Raw genomic sequence first — 19,357 nt, 5'->3', positions numbered from 1 at the left:
TAATCGGCTTTTTTCAATGTCTCGTAATATCAACGTTTTTTCGTCAAAAATCGACATACAAAAAAGTTAAAAAGTAAAAATAAGTCATAAATGGTTTTATCCCCCGTCCAGTTCAAGTTGGACGGTTTTTTTGATTTTTTTTCGAAATAACAAATTAATTTTCCTAAGACTAAAGTCACAAAAAATTGGTGCTAGAATGGTGAAAGTGATTCATCGAAGGAGAGTACCGATGTGAAAAAGTACCTGATTTTCAGTACCCTCGTCATCCTGTTTTTCTTATTCGGATGCGAGGAAGAACGCGCACTCCGACTCCAACCCGCTCCTGAATATTATCAAGGACGTGCCCTGTTACCAAACGGACAACAAATTGAAATGCCCGAATCGGATCGTGCAGCGATTATCGAGTTATGTCAGCCTGACAACGCGATTCAAAGAATTCCAAGTGGTGAAAGACATTGGCTCGGGACGGTCACATTGAACCAACCGTTGACTGATGCCGCCACCGAATCTTCTTTTCCAACCGCAACTTTTTTCACTGTCGAAAATAAATCATATGTCCAATGTCAACTCGATTCCGTCACATATGCCACCGAAATTAACACGCTTCCTGAAAGTTTAAACGATGTTCAATATACGGCCGAACCTTATCCGGATGTTCCGAAATTCCGATTTGCTGAGCCCCATGAATATGAGCATTTCGCACAAGAGATGAAAAAGCCGATAGGTAATGAGCCCTATCCAGAAAGAAAAGGGATCGAGCATACACTTTTCCATATCACGATGCCTTTCAGTGGTGAATTTGAACTGACCTTTACATCGTCCGAAGCCAAAGACCGCCTCGTCATTCCTGTCGAATCAATAAGGCATCCCTATTTGTCACTCGGGCTCGGGACAGAAAAGTCTGATGAGGTGTTACAATACGCGATTTATACGAGCCGAGATCAAAATGACTATCAAGAAGTATTGCGACCGAAAGAAGCGCATATTTCACAAATGTTCGGAGCCAAAACAGCTCCGCAACTCCCTTCGGTTCTTGTACCGGGTCACGAGTATCCACTCTACAGTTTTACGTTCATGAAAAACGGAACGGCCCATCGTCAGAACGTCTCCTTGACGTATCATGAACCCAAGTTGTTGTATGGAAAAGAATTGAGTGAACAAATTCACGACAAATTAAGTAGTCAACGTCATGTCATTTTTCATGACTTGGCACTCCTTGGAACGGAATCAAAAGATGCCTCCTTCCTACAACATGTCGGTCAAGATGAAATGGAATTTATTTTTGGCGCCATCAAACGAGCTAACGCGACCGCCTATGCAGGCAAGACCGCTTCCACACCTTATGTGACCCTATTTCAAGGGATATGCGCCCAAACGTTTGATGTTAGCTATGATGGTGCAGATGTGTACGTGACCAATTCAGAGACAGGCGCCCATTTTAAGCTACTACGTGAGGATGCCATCAAGTGGTATAACCTGTTTGAACAAAACACTTAATCTGACAGATGCGAATGCGTCTGTCTTTTTGCATATTCATGAAGCAAATATAGTACGATGAGACACATTTTTTGGGAAGATAGGAAGGGAAAGGAGTGAATTTTTGTGACAAATCCATTTATACGTGACGTGAACCATCATTGGCGCGTTTCCTATCGACAAAACGGGTATCCCCATGTGCAACAGGGCTGGGTGTTACCTCCAGAACAAAAAGAGGAGTTCGATCCATTTATTTTGATGGCAGAAGACTGGTTCAAGCGTGGGACGTTTTCGGACCATCCCCATCGTGGGTTTCAAACAATCACGTATGTCATCGATGGTCGTCTAGAACATATTGATAATCATGGGGGACATTCGATTTTGGACGCCGGTGATGTTCAGTATATGAACGCCGGATGGGCCGCTAGACACGCCGAAGAAGCGGTTGACGATGATTTGATCCATACGCTGCAGCTCTGGTTGAATTTGCCGAAGTCGTTAAAAACAACAACCACTTCCTATCAGAACGTATACGTCGAGGACGCACCCCTCGTTCCTTTCGACGGCGGGCAGCTTCGTGTCTATTCCGGCGAAATTGTGGGTGTAAAAGGGCCGATGGAAAGTCTCGTCCCCATCACGATGACAGAAATAACGCTGAAAGAAGGTGGCGAATACGAACACATCTTGCCTGCGAATCATAACAGCTTTTTGTACGTACTCGCTGGTTCAATTGAAGTTGGGTCTTCCAAAATTCCGCTCAGTAAAACTGATGTGGCGACACTGACGTTCGATGAAACATCTGAAGCGATGAGCACACTTCAACTGAAGGCCACGACGCGTACACGGGTGCTCATCTATTCCGGAAAACCGATTCGCGAAGACTATATTGCGCATGGTCCATTCGTGATGAACACGGAAGAAGAAATCCGCCAAGCTTTCCGCGATTATCATAGCGGCAGGTTCGGTCCCCCAGCCGTCAAATAAACAAAGGGAGTCTCTCGACTTGAGAGCTCCCTTTTCTGATTATGATCGATCCGGTTGTAACACCGTCTGTTGTGTCGGAACATGACCAATCGGTACGGTCCGTTCGACGAGAACGTAACGCTTGCCCTCCACTTCAAACTTGCGGTCGCCAAGATAGTGAGCGCTTTTTCCATCTTCGTATAGTTTTGACAAGATAGCAGGTACGTACTCTTCTAGTTTTGTATAGTGCTCATCGAGGGTCATGACGATATTGCCCCCTTTATATCCGAGCCAGTAACTATAAAAGAACCAACCTAACGACAGAACTCCGAGAATACCAATTCCAATTGTAAGTAACTCCTCCATGATCTCATTCCTCCAATTTTTTCATGACAATCTGACGTTTTGGGGTGAACCCGATTTCGCTATAAAACGAGGCGGCATCCGTATTGCTCATCCAGTAATCTAGTTCAATCGATCTGAATTGGTGGTCAAGTGCCCATTGCTCCATCCATTCCATCACACGCCGACCGTAACCGTTCCGTTGATACATGGGGTCGATACTGATGTGATGAACATACACCACGCGAACAGCTTGGCGAAATGCGTTTGCTTCACCCACTTTCTCCTCGAACCATATGTAGCCGACAGGGGTCGCCTCTACTTCCATCACCATGAAATGATGACCCGGTTTCCCCACCAGCGTCAGAAAGGATTCATATATCTTCTCTTCCTCATATTCCGCAAAGTAATCTGAATTCATGCGAACATGATGTTCATGAATGGAACGATTCAATCGTGCGATGAGTCGGGCATCTGTTGTTGAGACGAACACACTGTCCATCAACCGTTAAATCCTGTGTGATTCCGATCTTCTATCACCCCATGTGGTTTTTCAGTCCCATGCAACAGATGCTCTTTCGAAGTCGAAGTCCCTTTCCCCTCTAAGCGACGTTGAAGTGGACGAGCCAGAAAGTGGCCAATCAAGAGCGAACTAGGTAAGACGAGAAAAAATGTACCGAGCAATGTCAACATGTACCCTTTGTCCGAGTCACCGGCAATCGCGCGAAGGACAAAGAACAGACCGACGAAGACAAGTGCGGCCAAAGCGTATTCCACACATTTCCCGAGAAATCTTTTCATATGACATCTCCCCCTTTAAGGTTTGATGTATTATACGACCATTTCCATAAAAAGGTTTCACGCGTCTTGATTTTCTTTATACCACTTCGTCGCCAACCGTTCCGTCTCGATGATCCAGTCATGCTTTCCTTGAATGTATCCTTCCATATCTTCTGGATGCTGTGCCGCAAGTTGAAGCTTCAGCTCACCATACGCATCGCGAACGTCAGGATAAGCTCGCAAGTAATCCCGGAAGGCAAGGTGTCTTATGACATCCGGATTCCCTTCTTCAAACACATGCACGTGAACCGTCCGTTCTTCTTCTCCTTTACGGAAATAGCGACGCTTCGGAATCCCATATTCACCAAGTCCACGGTACCCGAGTGCCTCCATCCGCTCCGTGTAGTCATCGACTCGTTCGATGTCCCGTACGACCGGCATCATGTCGATGATTGGTTTTGCCGCCAATCCTTCGACCGATGTACTTCCAATGTGATGGATCGCGACAAGCTCCTCTTCGAATAACCGACTCAATTTACCAGCCTCTTCTTCAAACTTTTGATTCCATTCTGGATTGTATTTCACTACTTCGACTTTTCTCATGATTCGTTCCTCCTTTTTTAAAAGAACTCTTTATTCTCATCATACCCTTTCTAAACATCGTTCGACATGAGGGATTCCACTTCAAATGGTTTGTACACAAATAAAATGGGAAACCTTATATTAATGACTTGAGAACTGGAGAGTGAATGGATATGTTGACTGAAGAACAAATCGAAACGTTTAAAAAACGATTATTGAAAGAAAAAGCAAAAACCGAAGGATACATGGATAATCGGGAAGAGACATATGATGAAGGAGAGCTCTCTCATTACGACAACCACCCTGCCGACTCGGGCGAAGAGCTCTTTTTACGAGAACGAGACCAAGCCCTTAATGAACTCGATGAAGAGTTCTTGAGTGACGTCGATAAGGCACTATTAGCCATTCAGAATGGGACGTATGGACAATGTGAGGTGTGTGGGAAAGACATTGAACTAGACCGTCTGGAAGTCATTCCAGAAGCCACCCTTTGCATCGAACACGCCCGGGCACAAGAAGAGGAAGAGCACGCGCATGAAGTCGATCGACCGGTCGAAGAAGACGTGTTGAACCCTAATGAGACAGCTCGACGCAAAGAGTTAGACGGAACGGATCAACCTGGTCAAAAAACGGACGCCTTCTCCCAAGTAGAAGACTACGGAAGCTCAGATACGATTGCCGACAGCGAGGGCAACCATGATCCTACGCGCGAACAGTAAAAAATGCCCTGACCTCATTCGAGAGGCTCAGGGCATCTGTCTGCTTAAAACGTGGCTTTTACCGGAGAAGCACCACCGAGGCGCTCTGCCAGTTTCATCGGGTCGACGGAATTCCCAGCTGAACTAGCCGAGAAATTGTAGTCCCCTTTATGAATCTCAAAGTGTAAGTGCGGACCTGACGAGTTGCCCGTGTTTCCGATTTGACCAATCGGTTCACCTTGGCGTACCGACTGACCTGTCTTGACATCCACTTTGTGCAAGTGTGCATACACGGTCGTCCATTTTTGACCGTCTACGTTGTGTTCGATTTGTATGTGGTTCCCATAAGGTCCACTCGAGCTGACTTTTGTCACCTTTCCAGCTTCCGCGGCGTATACAGGTGTGCCTGTTTTGGCAGCAATATCGAGACCGTTATGGAATGTGTATCCGAACTGTCCACTCGCCGAACCGAAACCTTGAGAGAGGCGACCTTCCGCCGGCATTAAGAACCGATCGGGTGCCATCGCTTCATACTGTTTCTTCAAATCACTCAACTGATTCGTTTGTTTCTTATATTGTTTCGACTTTTCGTCATACGACGCTTTCACGTCTTGACGTGTCGCTTCAATTTGCTCTTGTTCTTCTTTCAGTTGCTCCAATGCTTCATTTACTTGGTTTTTCTTTTCAACAAGCTCTTGATGTGCTTCTTCCGCTTCAGCGGCTTCCGCTTTCGCACTCGGCAACACCGAAGAAACGACTTTTGCGAAGAGCGACTGTTCTGCAGGAACGAGTGACTCCTCCACTTCTTCTAATTCTTTAGAAGTTCCTTCAATTTTATCTCGCAACGCCTCCGCCTTATGATTGACTTGCTTCAACTTCGTTTGAATGGCGTGAATGGATTGTTTCGTATCTTTAACCTGCTGCTTCGTTTGTTGCAATGACTTTTCCGTTTGAACGAGGTCTTGCGGGGACATGTTGTCGGCAGATGCGGTTTGTCCTTGGAATAAGAGAACACCAACACCCGCTGTCATGATGAGTTGTTTCCACATATATATAATAAACCCTCCAAATTAATACATTCATGAGCTTCAAAAAAGCTACATGTGCGAATATACCACTGGGGGTTAAAAATTTCAATATATGAAGTTTTTCATTTTCATGTCATACATGACAGCATGATGTGATATTTTCAAGTGTCACTTCACAAGGATTTCACTAGCGTTTTTTTGTATAGTATCCCACCCAGACGATACCACCGATGGAAAGGAGTGTTACACTCACACTAACTACTAGTATACCTCGCGACAGGTCGGGTGAAAGATTTGTTGTCAGCGCAATCAGGGTCGCGGTATTTCCACTAATCAGCGCAATGATACAGATGACCAACAACCGCTTCATCAAGCGTCCTTCACCATTTCAAATTGGGCAATCTCGTCTTGGACAAATCCCAATCGTCGTGCCGCTTCGACCCATTCAGGACGGTCTGATGTCAACGTGACATGAAGTGGCGATCGGCTCGCGGCCGCCCGCAATAGCCATTCCGCTTCTTCTGCTTGTCCAAAAACATCGAGCAAGACGTGATCGCGGTATAACAAAAATCCTATTCGATTCCCTTCTACGACTTTCACTAACTCAGCAGCTTGTTGGGTCACGCGCACATCGCGTTGCCAAATCGGAACGTGACTCGCCGCCGGATACAACTCATCAAATAACGTTTGAATCGGTTCATACGTCATGTCTGCGTTCGTTTCTAATGACACCGCTTGGAAGTAGAGGATTTCTCGAGTCGTTTCGTAACCTAGTCGTTCATAGAGAGACACTGCCGCATCATTGCCTTGAATGACTTCGAGTAAACGAGTGCCTACTGCCGCCTCTTCAAATCGTCTCATCAATTCGGTCGCGACTCCTGCTTTTCGGACATGTGGGGCGACAGCAAGTCCACCACAACGTGTCTGCCATCCTGAATCAAGATGTGCAATCCCGGTTAACACGACACCGACAGGTTCTTCACCATCATAGGCTACAATGGAACGGGACGGCTGATTTTGATCACGAACAAGAAAAACATCTTCGAACGTCTGCTCATCAAATTGAAACGGAATAATATAATCAGAAAAACCGCTCATAAACGCGCGGTATAAATCTTGTAATGGTGGATTTTGACGGTATGTAAACTGTGTCGACATATAATTCCCCTTTCTGAATGAAAATCAATAAAGCCCGAAGGAGACCCCTTATGAAAATTACGCTCGAATATCGAAATGATACGCATCAATCGATTCTCAATACGTTCGCACTACCGACGGACCAAGAAAAGTATACGACCCTGCCCAAAGACATGGATGACCCATTGCCCGATCGCATTTATCCGATTGTCATCGTCGCGTCAAAACCAGTTGGGATGTTCTTACTGCATGACAACGAACGCGTTGCTTCCTATACAACCGAGTCGAATGCCTTGCTCTTCTCCGCCTTTGCCATTAACCATGAGGACCAGGGGAAAGGCTACGCTAAAGCTGCACTCCAAGCACTTCCGCAGTTCGTAAAGCAACACTTCCCTCACATTCGTGAAATCGTCCTGTCGGTCAATCTTAAAAACGAAGCCGCTTTCTCCCTTTATACGAACGTTGGGTGGAGCGATACCGGACGTCGAATCGGTGGACCGATTGGCGAACAACGTATTCTTTCCTTAACGATTTGAGGCATCCATTCGTGTCAAACTCTCAAATATGTTTTGCCAGTAAGTCTGACGATGCGGAACTAAATCGGCTTGCGTGATTTGAACAAGATGATTCGTCATAAGAGAGCATCCTTCAATCGTACACATGCATCCTTCTGTCAGCGACCTCAGTTCATTTCTTTGAACAGCTACGACATCCATCACTTCCTGGTCGTCAAAATGAATCGGCTCACCTTGATAGACATAGCAATACGTATGTGCAAACTCGCGATCAAGAAACTCGTCCAGTTCAATCACGTCTTCAAAGATTCCCATAAAGGTGAGCTGTTCGAACGTCAATGACAGTCCGAGCTCTTCTTCAATTTCACGAACGCCATTCGCTATTGTCTCATCTGTTGCAAGGTGTCCCGCTGCCGTAATATCATATTTCCCGGGAAAATCCTGTTTCTCCATGCTCCTCCGCTGAAGATAGATGAGGTCTTCTTTCCAGAACCAGCAGTGGAACGTCTCATGCCAATCCCCGTCAACATGAACTTGATTTCGCTCCTTCTCCCCTATTTTCCGGTGATTCTCGTCAAAAATAGTGAGGTGCTCCTTCATTCCGACACCCCATCTTCTAAAAATCGGATAACCCCATTCGTCGTATCTAACTCAACTTGAATGCCAATCGGGAAAACGTGTGATGGAAACGTGTGACCGATATCGACATTCGTCAAAATCGGAAAATCTTTTTCTCCGATGATTTCAAGCAACAAGTCGTTGAATGAGAAGGGAGCTGATTGATTTTGAAAATGCTCGTGCTTCCCGATAATCAGACCCGAAATCTCATCAAACACACCCGCCAGCTTCAGCATACTAAGCGAACGTTCTTCTTCAGCCATCGTCTTAAACGAGTCTTCTAGGAATAGAATCGCGCCTTTCAAATCGGGATAATAATCCGACTTGAAGAACCCAGACATCGTGTTCAGATTCCCGCCAATCAACGTTCCTTGTGCCTTTCCATCCTTCAGAGAAATCCATCCTTCATTCGGTTGGAACGTCTTGACACGTTGTTGTGTCGACCAATCGAGCATCTCTTCCGTCCATTCATCAGGGATATGTAACTGAAACGGAGCCGTTCGTTCTAAACAGAGAATGTCTTTGACATATTGCTCCCCCGTCTCGAACATCCCTCCGTATTCACCAAATGAGGGGACGATTGCCGGACCGTAAAATGTGACGACGTCCGTTTTGGCATAACAGGCCATCAAGATTGCCGTGACATCACTATATCCCATGATGATTTTAGGATGACGTCGGAGTTGTTCATAATCGATATATGGTAACACCGAGTTCGAATTTGTTCCACCGATTGTACTGATGATGGCTTTCACTTCAGGATCATGTAAAAATGCGTTTAGTTCGTCAGCACGATCCCGAATGGACGAGGACCGATATCCTTCTGTTTTATATGTACACGTGCCCTCTTTCACCTTGAATCCCATCCGCTTGAGCTGTTCAACCCCACGTTGGTAACGCCCCTCAAACTGAACAGGTGCCGGAAAAGAAGGCGTAATGATCCCTATCGTATCCCCCACTTGCAACATTGGCGGTTTAATCATGATCCCCACTCCCTCACAACATCATTATGACCGCATTATACCGTAGGAGTGGTAAGTCATGCTTCAAAATAAATCAGGGTCTTCTGATAACGTTCTCACTTTTCGAACTTTCGCCGGGCGTCCTGTCCATCCGAGTGCAACAAAGAAAAATGCACCTGCGAGTACGCCGAATAAAGCGGTCAACCCTACTTGAATCCCAACAAATCCATACTGTTCTCCAAGTTTCACGAGGAAGAGCGGTGCAAACAGACAAGTCATACTGAGTGAAAAAAGACCTCCCCATACTCGTCGCTTTGCATTACCAATGGTGAACCAACCGAACGCGATCCATACACAAGCAACCAATCCTAGCGCACCAACCATCATCCACATGCCCACACCTCACCTTTTCGTTTTCCTTTCTATTCCCCATTTTTCTTGTGATTCCTACTATTTTTTCAAGTAATGAGAGAATTTCCGGGTAAAGGTAAATTAGACAAGATGCGAAACGGGACAACAAAGGAGTGAGGTGTGCATGCGTTCACGATTAACCTTTGCCTTAATCTTTCTCGGTCTTTTTTTAGTCGCCGTTTATTGGATGAGCACGTGGAATGACAACTTAGTCGAGGGACAGATTGAACGAGTCGATATCCCCCAAATATTGATTGAATCTACCGGATCCTCGGAAGAAGTCACATTGCGCGTCGTCTTGATCAATGATCAAACCGAAGTCACCGGCATCGTCAATAGCGTACAAGGGTTACAGAGCGGACAACTGGTGACAATCGAGGTCATCCCGACGGATTCGAATTTGAACATCGCACGCACCATCGAAGTCAACGCTCCATGATTTTTTGAAATGAAGCGTAACTTTTCCAGAACTGTGGAATATGAGAACAGAATCATAAAAAGGAGTGATCGGATTGATTTCAAATAAATTACTATCTGGAAAAGTAGCTTTTGTGACCGGGGCAGCCTCCGGAATCGGACGTGCCGCGGTCATCCGCTTCATTCAAGCCGGAGCGAAAGTCGCCATTGTCGATTTGAATGAAGAAGATGCGATGCGTCTCGCAAGCCTTGTCGGGGAAGAACGCGCCATCGGCATCAGTGCAGATGTGTCAGATGAATCTGCAATGAAAGAGGCCTACGAACGGACAATGGAACGATTTGGTCAACTCGATATCGTCTTCGCTAACGCCGGTCGAAACGGGACCATCACACCGATCGAACATTTATCATTGGATGATTGGAATGGAGTGGTGGAGACGAACCTCACGGGAACCTTTTTGACCGTCAAACATGCTATTCCCCATTTGAAAGAGAATGGCGGTAGTATCATTATCACTTCATCGATTAACGGGAACCGCTATTTTAAAAATTTCGGATTCAGTGGCTACGCGACGACGAAAGCAGGTCAAACCGGCTTTGCGAAAATGGCTGCTGCGGAACTCGCTCAATTCGGGATTCGTGTCAATTCCATCTGTCCCGGGGCCATCGATACGAATATTGACGATTCGACCAATCGAGACGATGCGTTGCTCGAAGAAGTCGTTATTCCAATCGAATATCCACTTGGGAATCAACCGCTTGCCGGAAAATCGGGCTCCGCGAAACAAGTCGCCGATGTCGTCTTATTTTTCGCGAGCAACATGTCGAGCCACGTGACCGGCTCTGAAGTATACGTCGATGGGGCTGAATCGCTCTTGTAATCGAAAAGCAGGTCACCTCACCCGAGGCGACCTGCTTATTTAAGGATTGGACTTTTCATGACCGCTTTTTGATAGAACGGCTGAAATCCAAGCCGTTCCATATTGCGACCAGACGCCGAATCGACTTTCGTCGTAACCGTCAACAGATTGCATCCAAGTGCTTTCGCTTCGGCAATTCGTTCCAAAATAAGTTGTGTCTGGTACCCTTTTTGCCGATACGTCGGAACGGTGCTCGTCAGAAACAACTCTCCAATCCCGTCTTGCGTGGCTAAAATCCCACCCGCTACGACAGCATCCTCTTCTCGCACGAGATAAGCATGATTACTCGGTAGTGCGTAAAAGCCTTTGGCTGTATCGACCGTCTCTTGAAGGATTGTGCCCGACTCGGCGAATCCAGCCGCAACGGCGTATGCCCACTCATGGAGTGTCTCATCCTTCACTTTTTCGACCTGAGTCGGTACAGATGTGGAGGCATGCTGTGTCAAATCCAACGTCCATACGTCCAAAAAATGATCGAGCGTGTAGTTACGTTCTTGCAATAAGCGGAGCAAGGAGTCTTCCGCTAATGGACAAACCTCAATATGTAGACGCGAGACATTTTTCCCGCGTACCCATTTTTCCATTTGATGCAGGTCGTAAAAGCTTGTCGGCCGATTCAATCCAAATCCGACCGCAAAACTCATATTTCCCATTTTGAACACATGCCCTTTTCCTTCTACGTGTAGTTCCGCACCTTCATAGGGAGGGGTTTGTTTACGATGTCGAATGTAAGCAGACGTCCCCTCTGCTTTGATGCGTTCGATACGCCTTGCCAATTCTAAACGTTTCACGCTCTTCCCTCCCTTGTATATTCCATGTTGAGTGTAGCATATGTTCACGGTCGGATGAGATGACCGTATTGAATCAGCCGTTCCCGGACAGAAGGAACAAGTTCTACACACTCAAGGACCGTCTCCCATTCTTGTAACGTCACATCGACGACTTCATCTGCTTGCAGTGACAGTTGTTCGAAGTCGATTGGTTTCTCGCACACGAGACAATACATATCCAAGAAATATGTGCCCCGCTTAATCGTTGTCACGAACCGGAGTTGCTCAGGCAATACATATAGTCCCAACTCTTCTTTTAGCTCACGGACCGCACCTTGTCGACTCGTTTCTCCAGCCAAAATCGAGCCGCCCGTTCCTTCCCAAAGAAGCGGATACGTCTTATCCGGATGACGCTTCGACAGCAATAATCTCCCATCCGGATTGAACGTGAACACTTCGATGACCGTGTGAAACGTATGCGGCTCTAATTCATCCCCACGAAAGTGCGTTCGACCGAGCGGTTGCCGGTTTTCGTCGAGTAAATCCCATACTTCTCGATTCATGGACGAATCTCATCAATCACGAACGAAGAGGAACCTTGAATCTCTTCGATAAAGTGAGATCCGAATAGCATGGCTGGTGTAAAGCTTCCGGCAAGCATCCCACCCGAACCGAGCAACCGCTTGACGACGGCGAGCGCCCCGTAAACAGTGAAGGCATACGTACTTGCCGTTTGAATACGGACGACTACTTTTCGTCCTTCCTCATTCGTTGCTTCGCCCCATACGTACGTCGATGATTTTTCACGTACAGCCTCGTCTGGTCCCGATACGTTTTCGTCGACATAACGGAGCAATCGTTCCTGCACGGCCTCTTTTCCGAGAATCGGGCTGAACCATGACAAAGCGCGAGCAGCATAGGCGGCCGCTGTCGGTACAGGAACCCAAGTCGTAATATTCGGAATGTCCGTTGTGTAGTAGGCGGTCGAAACGTCTCCCCACGGAATCGCAATGGCGGTACGGCTTCCGCGACCAAAATCAATCGTTCTCCGCTTTGCCCCAATTGGAAATGATGATAATTTGCCGTTCACACGTTCCACACTACTCGACCCTAGTCCACGAACGGCCGTCTTCATGGTTCCTGGTGAGATGCCGGCTGCCGCCGAAAAGCCAAGAGCGAGTGTTGTCGCATCCGGTATCAACTCTTTTAATTTCCGCGCGACACAGTCGGTCGGAATGACATCAAATCCGACACCCGAGCATAAAATCACACCACGTTCTTTGGCTTGAGCCGCTCGCTGTTTAGAATGGACATATTCGAACACGTCGATTTCCCCGGTAATATCTAAGTAATGCGTACCTGTCTCTAGACATGCCTCGATCATCACTTGGCTCGTATCCGTGAAAGGACCTGCACAATGAAGGACTAAATCTACATCGTGAAGCGCCTCGATTGCGGCTTCACGACTCAATGCGAAAATCGATGTTTCGCAACCCAGTTCATCTCCTAGGTGATGAATCGCTCTTGCGTTTCGTCCGGCAAGAACCGGACGCATTCCGTCACGAGCGGCTTGTCGTGCAATCAGCTCACCCGTATAGCCATTCGCCCCATAAATCATCCATCTCATTTTTACCCCTCCTTATGTTAATGTATCCTTGTTCGTTTCCCTAAAAGAAGTTGAATCCAACGAAAAGATCTTGGATGACATCGATGATATACACACTTCCCGTTACAATAAGCAAATATCCGATTGGGATGAGCAGACTTTTCACTGTTTGTAGTTTTGTTATGTCTCCCCGATGCTGTAGTAGACGATCCACCAAGTAAAACAAGGTCGCTGCGAGAAGACTGAGCCATGACAAGACGAGCCCGAATAGTATATGTAAAACAAGCGAAGTGAACCACCTGAATCGTTTCGAACTGAGTCGATTCGCCAACCAGTCACTGCACCATGAGGTCACGACACCGTAGGTCAACATAATCGGAAAACTGACCGCTACATAGGCAACCGTCATCAAAAGGAAGCCATTCAGTACGCCACTCATTCCTCCATTTTCTCGTACACCCATCATAGTGACCCCACACGCTAACAGAATCGCATAGACGGGCGAAGCGATGGATGCTGTGACGATTTTACGATTCCACATCTGCACTCCCCCTAATCCCTTCCAACTTTACACGACCTGTTCTGAAAACGCACAAAAACCAGCCTAAATTCAGGCTGGCTTCGCGATTTGTTAATTGTTTGCAACTTCTCCGGCTTTCGTACGGACCGATTGCATCGCTTCCGTCCATGGAAGGAGTTGGTCGAGCATATCGTTTACCGATTGTGCTTGAACGTCTTTCGGAGCGAAATGCGTACCGTTCTCGAAGTCCGTGAAGAGTGAGAGTGCAGGATGGACACGTACGTGAGCGATTGACAATTCACTCAAAATGCCCCGTAAATGTTCTGTTGCCCGTGCTCCACCAACAGAACCGTAAGAGACGATTCCGGCTGCTTTGTTGTTCCATTCGACGCGTAAGTAGTCGAGTGCGTTTTTAAGAGATGCTGAGATGGAATGGTTATACTCTTGGACGATGAAGATGAATCCGTCCATTTGCGCAATTTTCTCCGACCAGGCCGCTGCGCCAGATGCGTCCTGACCCGCTTCGCCGAGAAGTGGCAAGTTGTAGTCTGCGATGTCGATGACTTCATAGTTGGCATCGCCACGTTTGTCGGCGAGTTCTTTCACCCATTCCCCGACTTGTGGACTGACGCGACCTTCACGAGTTGATCCGAGTACGATTCCGATGTTTAACATAGTAGTTCCTCCTTGGTTATGTTGTGATGCATCTGATTTTCCAAACAAGCGATTTAAGAAACTCATTTCATGCCCTCATATTCTTTCTCAAATGTTTTCGTGCTTCTGACCGTATCGATTGGTCGTACCATCGCCTCGATTTGCGAACGTTTCGCTTCGAGGAACGGCGGGAGTGACAACTTCTCACCGACCGTCTCGTACGGCTCGTCTCCCATGAATCCAGGTCCATCTGTCGCCCATTCGAACAAAATTTGCGGCGCGACACGTGCATAGGATGATTCAAAGAAGAAGCGATCGACGTAGCCAGAAGTCGGCAAACCGAACTGTTGGAGACGTGCTGTCCATTCATCGAGGACGCTACGGTCTTCGACACGGAATGCGACATGGTGCACGGTACCGAACCCTTGACGCGCTTGTGGAGATGTCTCGTCGTGAATGACGATCACTTGCGCTCCGTTTCCACCTTCACCTCCTTCAAAGAGATACACATCACCTTCTCGCCCGATCTCTTTAAACAGCATCACTTGCTCCATCACTTGTTTGAAATATGTGATATCTGCGATGCGAATAAAGATTGGACCGAGTCCCGTAATCGCGTATTCAAGCGGGATTGGACCGTTCTTCCACGGCTCGCCCGACGCGATGCCTTCGTTGAACTCATCCGAGATGAGTTGATACGCCTGCTCATCAAAGTCGATGAACGAGAGCGTCTTCTTCCCGAACTGTTCTTGAATCCCTTCGTGCTCGACACCGAGACGGTCGAATCGACGGACCCAATACGTCAACGCTTCATCTGTCGGTACGCGGAACGACGTCTTCGCGATTTCATTTGTTCCGTGCTTACCTTTCGGGATACCTGGGAAGTCGAAGAAGGTCATGTCTGTCCCTGCGTTTCCTTTATCGTCCGCAAAGAATAAGTGATACGTTTGAATGTCGTCCTGGTTGACCGTTTTTTTCACCAAACGCATGCCTAACACGTGAGTGAAGAAATCGTAGTTTTTTTCGGCACTACTCGTGATTGCTGTGACGTGGTGAATTCCTTTAACATGATTCATCATTCTCTCTCCTTTTATATCTTGATTTCAAGATACATGATTAAAATTTTTTGCGGCTTCTGCCCGCTTTCCTATTTGTTTCAACTGTTCAATCGTTTCGTTTAATTGCATCCCTTCAAACACAGCGTTCATATGCTCCGTATGCTTAGGGAAAATATCTTGCATCAAACGCTCTCCGTCATCTGTCAGCGCAGCGTATGTGATGCGACGATCGCTCGGACAAGCCTTACGAATGAGATATCCTTTTTCTTCTAACCGGTCCACGACGTACGTCATGCTTCCGCTCGAGAGGAGAATTTTCTTCCCGATGACTTGAATCGGTTGATCCCCTTTATGATATAAAAACTCGAGTACGGCGAACTCGGTCGCGTTTAACCCGTAAGACGCCACTTCCTGCTTCACCAGGTCTTGTAACGACTGAGAGGCACGTAACAGCACAGTAATTGTTTTTAGTGCATCAGATGGTTCCATCTGTCTCCCTCCTTTGTCCAAGAGAGCCATTAACTTAAATTCAAATATCTTTAATTCGAGATAAATATATCATGCGACAATTCTTCCGTCAATCGATTTGATTCAAAAAAATGAGACGGGTTGTTCCCATCTCATTCTCCTCGCCGAATCACAGCCATTTCGCGACCGAATCGATGGCCTTCATCAACAAATCCTAGGCTTTCATATAAGTGATGCGCTGCCTCGTTCTCGGGGTGATAGCCAACGACAATCGGTTTCCCCTCGCCGATTTCTTCAAGCATCAGCTCTGCCGCCTGTCGACCAATCCCTTTGCCTTGATGAGCATGGTCGATCATGATTCGGTAAATCCACCATGCATCCAACTCTTCAAGCTCTGTATTGTACATGAGGAAACCGACCATCGTCTCGTCCTCATAAATTGCGCGCGGGCGTAGCGTCGGTTCGTACATCGCTTGAAGTAACGAAATCGCATTCGGCTCCATATACGACTGTTGTTGGTCACTTAATGCCAATTGACAGCATGTATACCAATTTTGTGCATCGATCGGACGTAGTGAAATCATGTCTTTCTCCTTTAGTCATATGTCTCATTTAAGTTTCTTGCATAAAATGCGATGGCACGCCGGTACCGCGCGATGCTCTCGTCCGCTTTCGGACTAGCGAGCAGCTCAAGTAATGTTCCCGTCGCTTCTTCATGGCGACCGACGTTGTAATGGGTCATCGCTTGAAATACCTTGAGCGCCCCGTGATTCGGGAATTGCTCAATCGCCTCTTTAAATAACTGTTCCGCCTCTGCGTATCGTCCGAGTGCCCGATACGTACTGCCGAGTCCGAGATATGATTCCGCCAACTCTTCCCCCGTCAACCCGAGTCGGATGGCCCGTTCATAATGCGGGACCGCTTGACGTTCTTCACCGAGCGAGTCATAGCACCACGCACAGTACGCATGTAGCCTCGGATTCTTTTCATCTTTCCGCAAGAGCGACAAGAACAGTTGCTTCGCCTGCTCAAGTTGTCCCTCCTCACGGAGACGAACGGCTCGATCAAACTCATTCTCTTCTGTCACGTCGGTCCCCTCCTGTGCGAATTCTTGATCTAACCATGCTTGTAACGTTTCATAATACTTACCGATATGTACTCCATCGACGAGTGCATGATGGGCTTGGACGGATAACGGCATAACCAGACGCTCGCCTTGACGTTCGAACTTGCCCCAGGCGATGCGCGGCACGCTGTCATGTTGTTGCTGATGCGTCGGGTGCATGATACTCGTGAACGTGACCCACGGAACACTCGTGATATACAGTAAGTCGTCGGGCTCGTCATCCCCGACCACGACTTTATCGGCAGCTCGCTCCATCCGCGTCGTCACTTCCTGTAAGAATGTCGGTAAATCTTCATAGAACGTAGCCGCACAAAAGTTGAAGACATCCTCGTCTAACATGACCGTGAACGAAGGGTGGACCACCTCGTGTTCGACGACCTCTTCACCACGGATACGATAGCGCAATTCCGGAGTCGCGTTCGCCGCTCTCACCGCACCGTATAAAAAGAGTTTGAAGAACGATTGATTGCTCTCCTTTGCATATGTATATAGGTTCGTGACATCTACGTTTGCCGTCACGTTGAAATGTGGCGCATCAAACGCTTTGAAAAACTCGAAGTGCTTACGTCGTGCCCACGTCTCAATTTCAATTTTTTTCATAAAAACTCCCCCTCCTACGCTCTTACTGTAGCAGAGAGAGTGAATTCGCTCATAGCTTTTGTTTTAACTGTTCGTAATGTCCTTTTGCCAAATCAAAGTAGATGAAGTCTCCACGTTCGATTCGTTCGAGTGTCGCTTCGAATTCACGCCATCCACGTTCGACCTGTTCAGGTGTCAGCTCGCCGCTCTTGGTCGCCTCTTCAAACTCATCCTCATCCTTTTTGACAATATCTCCGTTCGGAAACACAAGAATATCGAGCAACAAGTCATCCATATAAGGGATACCCTCTTCTTCGCCGATTCGGTCAACGAGGTCGATATACCACTGCACGATTTCGCCTTCCGGATTGATCATCGCTGTCACACCGAACGGTTCATTGTCCGGGAAATATTGGAGCCAAGCAAACCCGGCATCCGCCACGATGAATTCTTCCCCTTTATGCTTTTTATATAATGGTGCCCGAACCTCATCGATTTGGAATAAGGCGACGACGCCTGAAAATTGTTCCGTCTGAACACGAATTTGCGCGTAGCGGTTCTTTAAAATCCGTTCCCAGTCTCGTCGATTCGCATACTTTCGTTTTGCCATATGGATCTCCCCTTTGGTCATCTCTGTATGATACAGTTCGCCAGAAGAAAGAAAGTTCCTTGTTAGTCATACAGGTTATGCTGATTGAACCAGACGAGATGACTTTGCTTCAAGCGTTTCCGCTCGACCATACGGACGAACGCGTCTGTCGAGATGAAACGGTTCCCGGGATGGAGGTCGGCCAGCATCAAGAGGATGAGGCGTGAACCTCGCTCTCCCTCTTGAAGAGAGATATGTTCCATCTTCCCTTCCCCGTTGAAGCGGTTGATGAACAGCTCGACTTTACACTCTTCTTTTAAGAGTCGGGTCGTCACATATGCGACTTGGCTGATGATCGACTCGAAGTCGTGATGTAACGTGTAGCCGGACGGCCCACTCAAATCTACTGCGAACGTGAACGTATCGAGCGATGTCTTTTGAAAGACTTTCGACTGGACTCGTCCAAGTTTTGCCGTCGCGACCCAGTCAATCTCTTTTACCGGTTCCCCTTCATAAGGCTTTGACCCCAGAACCTGCAGTGGATTCCGAAGTGGTGATGCGGTCAAAGGCCGGTCACCAAGCGCTAAACGTTTCGTGCCGACCGGTGGGTGTAACGTAAGGGACGGTAATACCGTCCACCGCTTCTCGATGGGGCACTCGAGTAAGTACGTCCCGAGATGAAACGGGAGCGTCACAGCAAGTATGCATTCTTCGATGTAGGCAGGACCTCGGAATTCGGCTTGAATGTGAAGCATCTGACGAGCCTGATCTGTCCGTAATGTCAAATCCAAACTATTCGGGGACCGGTCGTGGGCTGGAAAACTGAGCGCTGTATTGGATTTCAGCCGAACACGAACCGGAAGCCCGAGTCGTTCGACGACTTCACTTCCATCTAAAATCAGTTGTACCTCCGTCTCATCCCCGACAAAGAGAAGTGATTCATGGCTATGTATGTGAAGCCGAAGAGCTTGTTCCAACTGTTTCCGTGTCCGTTCAAAGAACCAAACGATGCCCGCAAGTAAACAAAGCGCATATCCGACAATCTCCATGTACGGGACGAATACGAGAATCACCCCAGCGAATCCATAAACCGGAATCCATTGTTTCTGTAGGGCGTTATGTGTCGAGAAGGTCATCT

Annotated in this window: 26 protein-coding genes; 6 read left to right on the top strand and 20 right to left on the bottom strand. The window is 47.4% G+C overall.

Going from position 1 to position 19,357, the window contains the following annotated elements; all coding sequences use genetic code 11:
- The first annotated feature begins 231 nt into the window (after positions 1–231).
- Both KOG47_RS00310 and KOG47_RS00305 read left to right on the top strand, forming a co-directional pair.
- Complete coding sequence (locus tag KOG47_RS00310) at positions 232–1,497, top strand: hypothetical protein (protein WP_215243570.1); 1,266 nt, start codon at positions 232–234, stop codon at positions 1,495–1,497.
- Positions 1,498–1,602: 105 nt separating this feature from the next.
- Positions 1,603–2,460, top strand: a complete 858-nt coding sequence (locus tag KOG47_RS00305; RefSeq protein ID WP_215243569.1) for a pirin family protein — start codon at positions 1,603–1,605, stop codon at positions 2,458–2,460.
- Between the two features lie 39 nt (positions 2,461–2,499).
- Here the strand turns inward: KOG47_RS00305 and KOG47_RS00300 are convergent, their stop codons facing one another.
- From KOG47_RS00300 to KOG47_RS00285, 4 genes are read right to left on the bottom strand one after another with little or no spacing between them, the layout of a single operon-like run.
- Positions 2,500–2,805, bottom strand: coding sequence for a hypothetical protein (locus tag KOG47_RS00300; protein WP_047794750.1), 306 nt, complete (start codon positions 2,803–2,805; stop codon positions 2,500–2,502).
- 4 nt (positions 2,806–2,809) lie between these two features.
- The gene (locus KOG47_RS00295) at positions 2,810–3,283 is read right to left on the bottom strand and encodes a GNAT family N-acetyltransferase (protein ID WP_214690362.1); all 474 of its coding nucleotides are present in this window, start codon (positions 3,281–3,283) and stop codon (positions 2,810–2,812) included.
- A complete protein-coding gene (locus KOG47_RS00290; protein WP_215243568.1) occupies positions 3,283–3,582 on the bottom strand; it encodes a hypothetical protein in 300 nt (99 codons plus the stop codon). Before KOG47_RS00290 ends, KOG47_RS00295 begins: the two co-directional genes overlap by 1 nt.
- Positions 3,583–3,639: 57 nt before the next feature.
- A complete protein-coding gene (locus tag KOG47_RS00285; protein ID WP_214690360.1) occupies positions 3,640–4,164 on the bottom strand; it encodes a GrpB family protein in 525 nt (174 codons plus the stop codon).
- Between the two features lie 152 nt (positions 4,165–4,316).
- On the opposite strand from KOG47_RS00285, the gene KOG47_RS00280 reads away from it, so the two are divergent.
- A complete protein-coding gene (locus KOG47_RS00280) occupies positions 4,317–4,862 on the top strand; it encodes a TraR/DksA C4-type zinc finger protein (protein WP_078147954.1) in 546 nt (181 codons plus the stop codon).
- Between the two features lie 44 nt (positions 4,863–4,906).
- On the opposite strand, the gene KOG47_RS00275 is transcribed toward KOG47_RS00280, so the two are convergent.
- Together KOG47_RS00275 and KOG47_RS00270 are read right to left on the bottom strand one after the other, a co-directional pair.
- Positions 4,907–5,890: a M23 family metallopeptidase gene (locus KOG47_RS00275; protein WP_215243567.1), complete on the bottom strand. Its 984-nt coding sequence runs from the start codon at positions 5,888–5,890 to the stop codon at positions 4,907–4,909.
- 348 nt (positions 5,891–6,238) lie between these two features.
- Complete coding sequence (locus tag KOG47_RS00270; RefSeq protein WP_214690357.1) at positions 6,239–7,027, bottom strand: GNAT family N-acetyltransferase; 789 nt, start codon at positions 7,025–7,027, stop codon at positions 6,239–6,241.
- 50 nt (positions 7,028–7,077) lie between these two features.
- Here KOG47_RS00270 and KOG47_RS00265 point away from each other — a divergent pair, with 50 nt between their 5' ends.
- A complete protein-coding gene (locus KOG47_RS00265) occupies positions 7,078–7,542 on the top strand; it encodes a GNAT family N-acetyltransferase (RefSeq protein WP_214690356.1) in 465 nt (154 codons plus the stop codon).
- On the opposite strand, the gene KOG47_RS00260 is transcribed toward KOG47_RS00265, so the two are convergent.
- The 3 genes from KOG47_RS00260 to KOG47_RS00250 form a co-directional block, all read right to left on the bottom strand.
- Complete coding sequence (locus KOG47_RS00260; RefSeq protein WP_215243566.1) at positions 7,531–8,121, bottom strand: NUDIX hydrolase; 591 nt, start codon at positions 8,119–8,121, stop codon at positions 7,531–7,533. The genes KOG47_RS00265 and KOG47_RS00260 overlap by 12 nt on opposite strands.
- Entirely contained in the window at positions 8,118–9,122 is a 1,005-nt protein-coding gene (locus KOG47_RS00255) for a S66 family peptidase (RefSeq protein WP_215243565.1), read from the bottom strand. The genes KOG47_RS00260 and KOG47_RS00255 overlap by 4 nt, the downstream gene beginning before the upstream one ends.
- Positions 9,123–9,185: 63 nt before the next feature.
- Positions 9,186–9,494 (bottom strand): hypothetical protein, encoded by a 309-nt coding sequence (locus KOG47_RS00250; protein WP_031421923.1) that lies wholly within the window; start codon positions 9,492–9,494, stop codon positions 9,186–9,188.
- Between the two features lie 142 nt (positions 9,495–9,636).
- Between KOG47_RS00250 and KOG47_RS00245 the strand changes: the two genes are divergently transcribed.
- Both KOG47_RS00245 and KOG47_RS00240 read left to right on the top strand, forming a co-directional pair.
- Complete coding sequence (locus tag KOG47_RS00245; RefSeq protein ID WP_196431405.1) at positions 9,637–9,951, top strand: hypothetical protein; 315 nt, start codon at positions 9,637–9,639, stop codon at positions 9,949–9,951.
- Between the two features lie 73 nt (positions 9,952–10,024).
- Complete coding sequence (locus KOG47_RS00240) at positions 10,025–10,810, top strand: SDR family oxidoreductase (RefSeq protein WP_074035413.1); 786 nt, start codon at positions 10,025–10,027, stop codon at positions 10,808–10,810.
- Positions 10,811–10,845: 35 nt separating this feature from the next.
- Here KOG47_RS00240 and KOG47_RS00235 read toward each other — a convergent pair whose 3' ends face one another.
- The 11 genes from KOG47_RS00235 to KOG47_RS00185 form a co-directional block, all read right to left on the bottom strand.
- A complete protein-coding gene (locus KOG47_RS00235) occupies positions 10,846–11,640 on the bottom strand; it encodes a GNAT family N-acetyltransferase (RefSeq protein WP_196431406.1) in 795 nt (264 codons plus the stop codon).
- A gap of 44 nt (positions 11,641–11,684) precedes the next feature.
- On the bottom strand, positions 11,685–12,182 hold the full coding sequence (locus KOG47_RS00230; protein ID WP_074035410.1) for an NUDIX hydrolase: 498 nt from the start codon (positions 12,180–12,182) through the stop codon (positions 11,685–11,687).
- Positions 12,179–13,246: a saccharopine dehydrogenase family protein gene (locus tag KOG47_RS00225; RefSeq protein WP_215243564.1), complete on the bottom strand. Its 1,068-nt coding sequence runs from the start codon at positions 13,244–13,246 to the stop codon at positions 12,179–12,181. The genes KOG47_RS00230 and KOG47_RS00225 overlap by 4 nt, the downstream gene beginning before the upstream one ends.
- 40 nt (positions 13,247–13,286) lie before the next feature.
- Positions 13,287–13,766 carry a hypothetical protein gene (locus KOG47_RS00220; protein WP_214690352.1) on the bottom strand — a complete coding sequence of 160 codons (480 nt, stop codon included), beginning with the start codon at positions 13,764–13,766 and terminating at the stop codon, positions 13,287–13,289.
- Between the two features lie 90 nt (positions 13,767–13,856).
- Complete coding sequence (locus tag KOG47_RS00215; RefSeq protein ID WP_374193977.1) at positions 13,857–14,486, bottom strand: NADPH-dependent FMN reductase; 630 nt, start codon at positions 14,484–14,486, stop codon at positions 13,857–13,859.
- Positions 14,483–15,475: a ring-cleaving dioxygenase gene (locus KOG47_RS00210; RefSeq protein WP_041917956.1), complete on the bottom strand. Its 993-nt coding sequence runs from the start codon at positions 15,473–15,475 to the stop codon at positions 14,483–14,485. The genes KOG47_RS00215 and KOG47_RS00210 overlap by 4 nt, the downstream gene beginning before the upstream one ends.
- A 27-nt stretch (positions 15,476–15,502) precedes the next feature.
- Positions 15,503–15,946: a MarR family winged helix-turn-helix transcriptional regulator gene (locus KOG47_RS00205; protein WP_031421914.1), complete on the bottom strand. Its 444-nt coding sequence runs from the start codon at positions 15,944–15,946 to the stop codon at positions 15,503–15,505.
- A 131-nt stretch (positions 15,947–16,077) separates the two neighbouring features.
- Positions 16,078–16,509 carry a GNAT family N-acetyltransferase gene (locus KOG47_RS00200; protein ID WP_215243563.1) on the bottom strand — a complete coding sequence of 144 codons (432 nt, stop codon included), beginning with the start codon at positions 16,507–16,509 and terminating at the stop codon, positions 16,078–16,080.
- 11 nt (positions 16,510–16,520) lie between these two features.
- Positions 16,521–17,651 carry a tetratricopeptide repeat protein gene (locus KOG47_RS00195; RefSeq protein WP_196431410.1) on the bottom strand — a complete coding sequence of 377 codons (1,131 nt, stop codon included), beginning with the start codon at positions 17,649–17,651 and terminating at the stop codon, positions 16,521–16,523.
- Between the two features lie 49 nt (positions 17,652–17,700).
- A complete protein-coding gene (locus tag KOG47_RS00190; protein WP_031421906.1) occupies positions 17,701–18,240 on the bottom strand; it encodes a ribonuclease FAU-1 family protein in 540 nt (179 codons plus the stop codon).
- Positions 18,241–18,302: 62 nt separating this feature from the next.
- Complete coding sequence (locus KOG47_RS00185; RefSeq protein WP_074035404.1) at positions 18,303–19,355, bottom strand: DUF58 domain-containing protein; 1,053 nt, start codon at positions 19,353–19,355, stop codon at positions 18,303–18,305.
- Positions 19,356–19,357 lie beyond the last annotated feature (2 nt).

It is taken from the genome of Exiguobacterium sp. s121 (assembly GCF_018617245.1).
Classification (GTDB): domain Bacteria; phylum Bacillota; class Bacilli; order Exiguobacteriales; family Exiguobacteriaceae; genus Exiguobacterium; species Exiguobacterium profundum.
The sequence above is the reverse complement of the archived record's forward strand: the minus strand, read 5'-3'. Positions and strand labels throughout refer to the sequence as shown.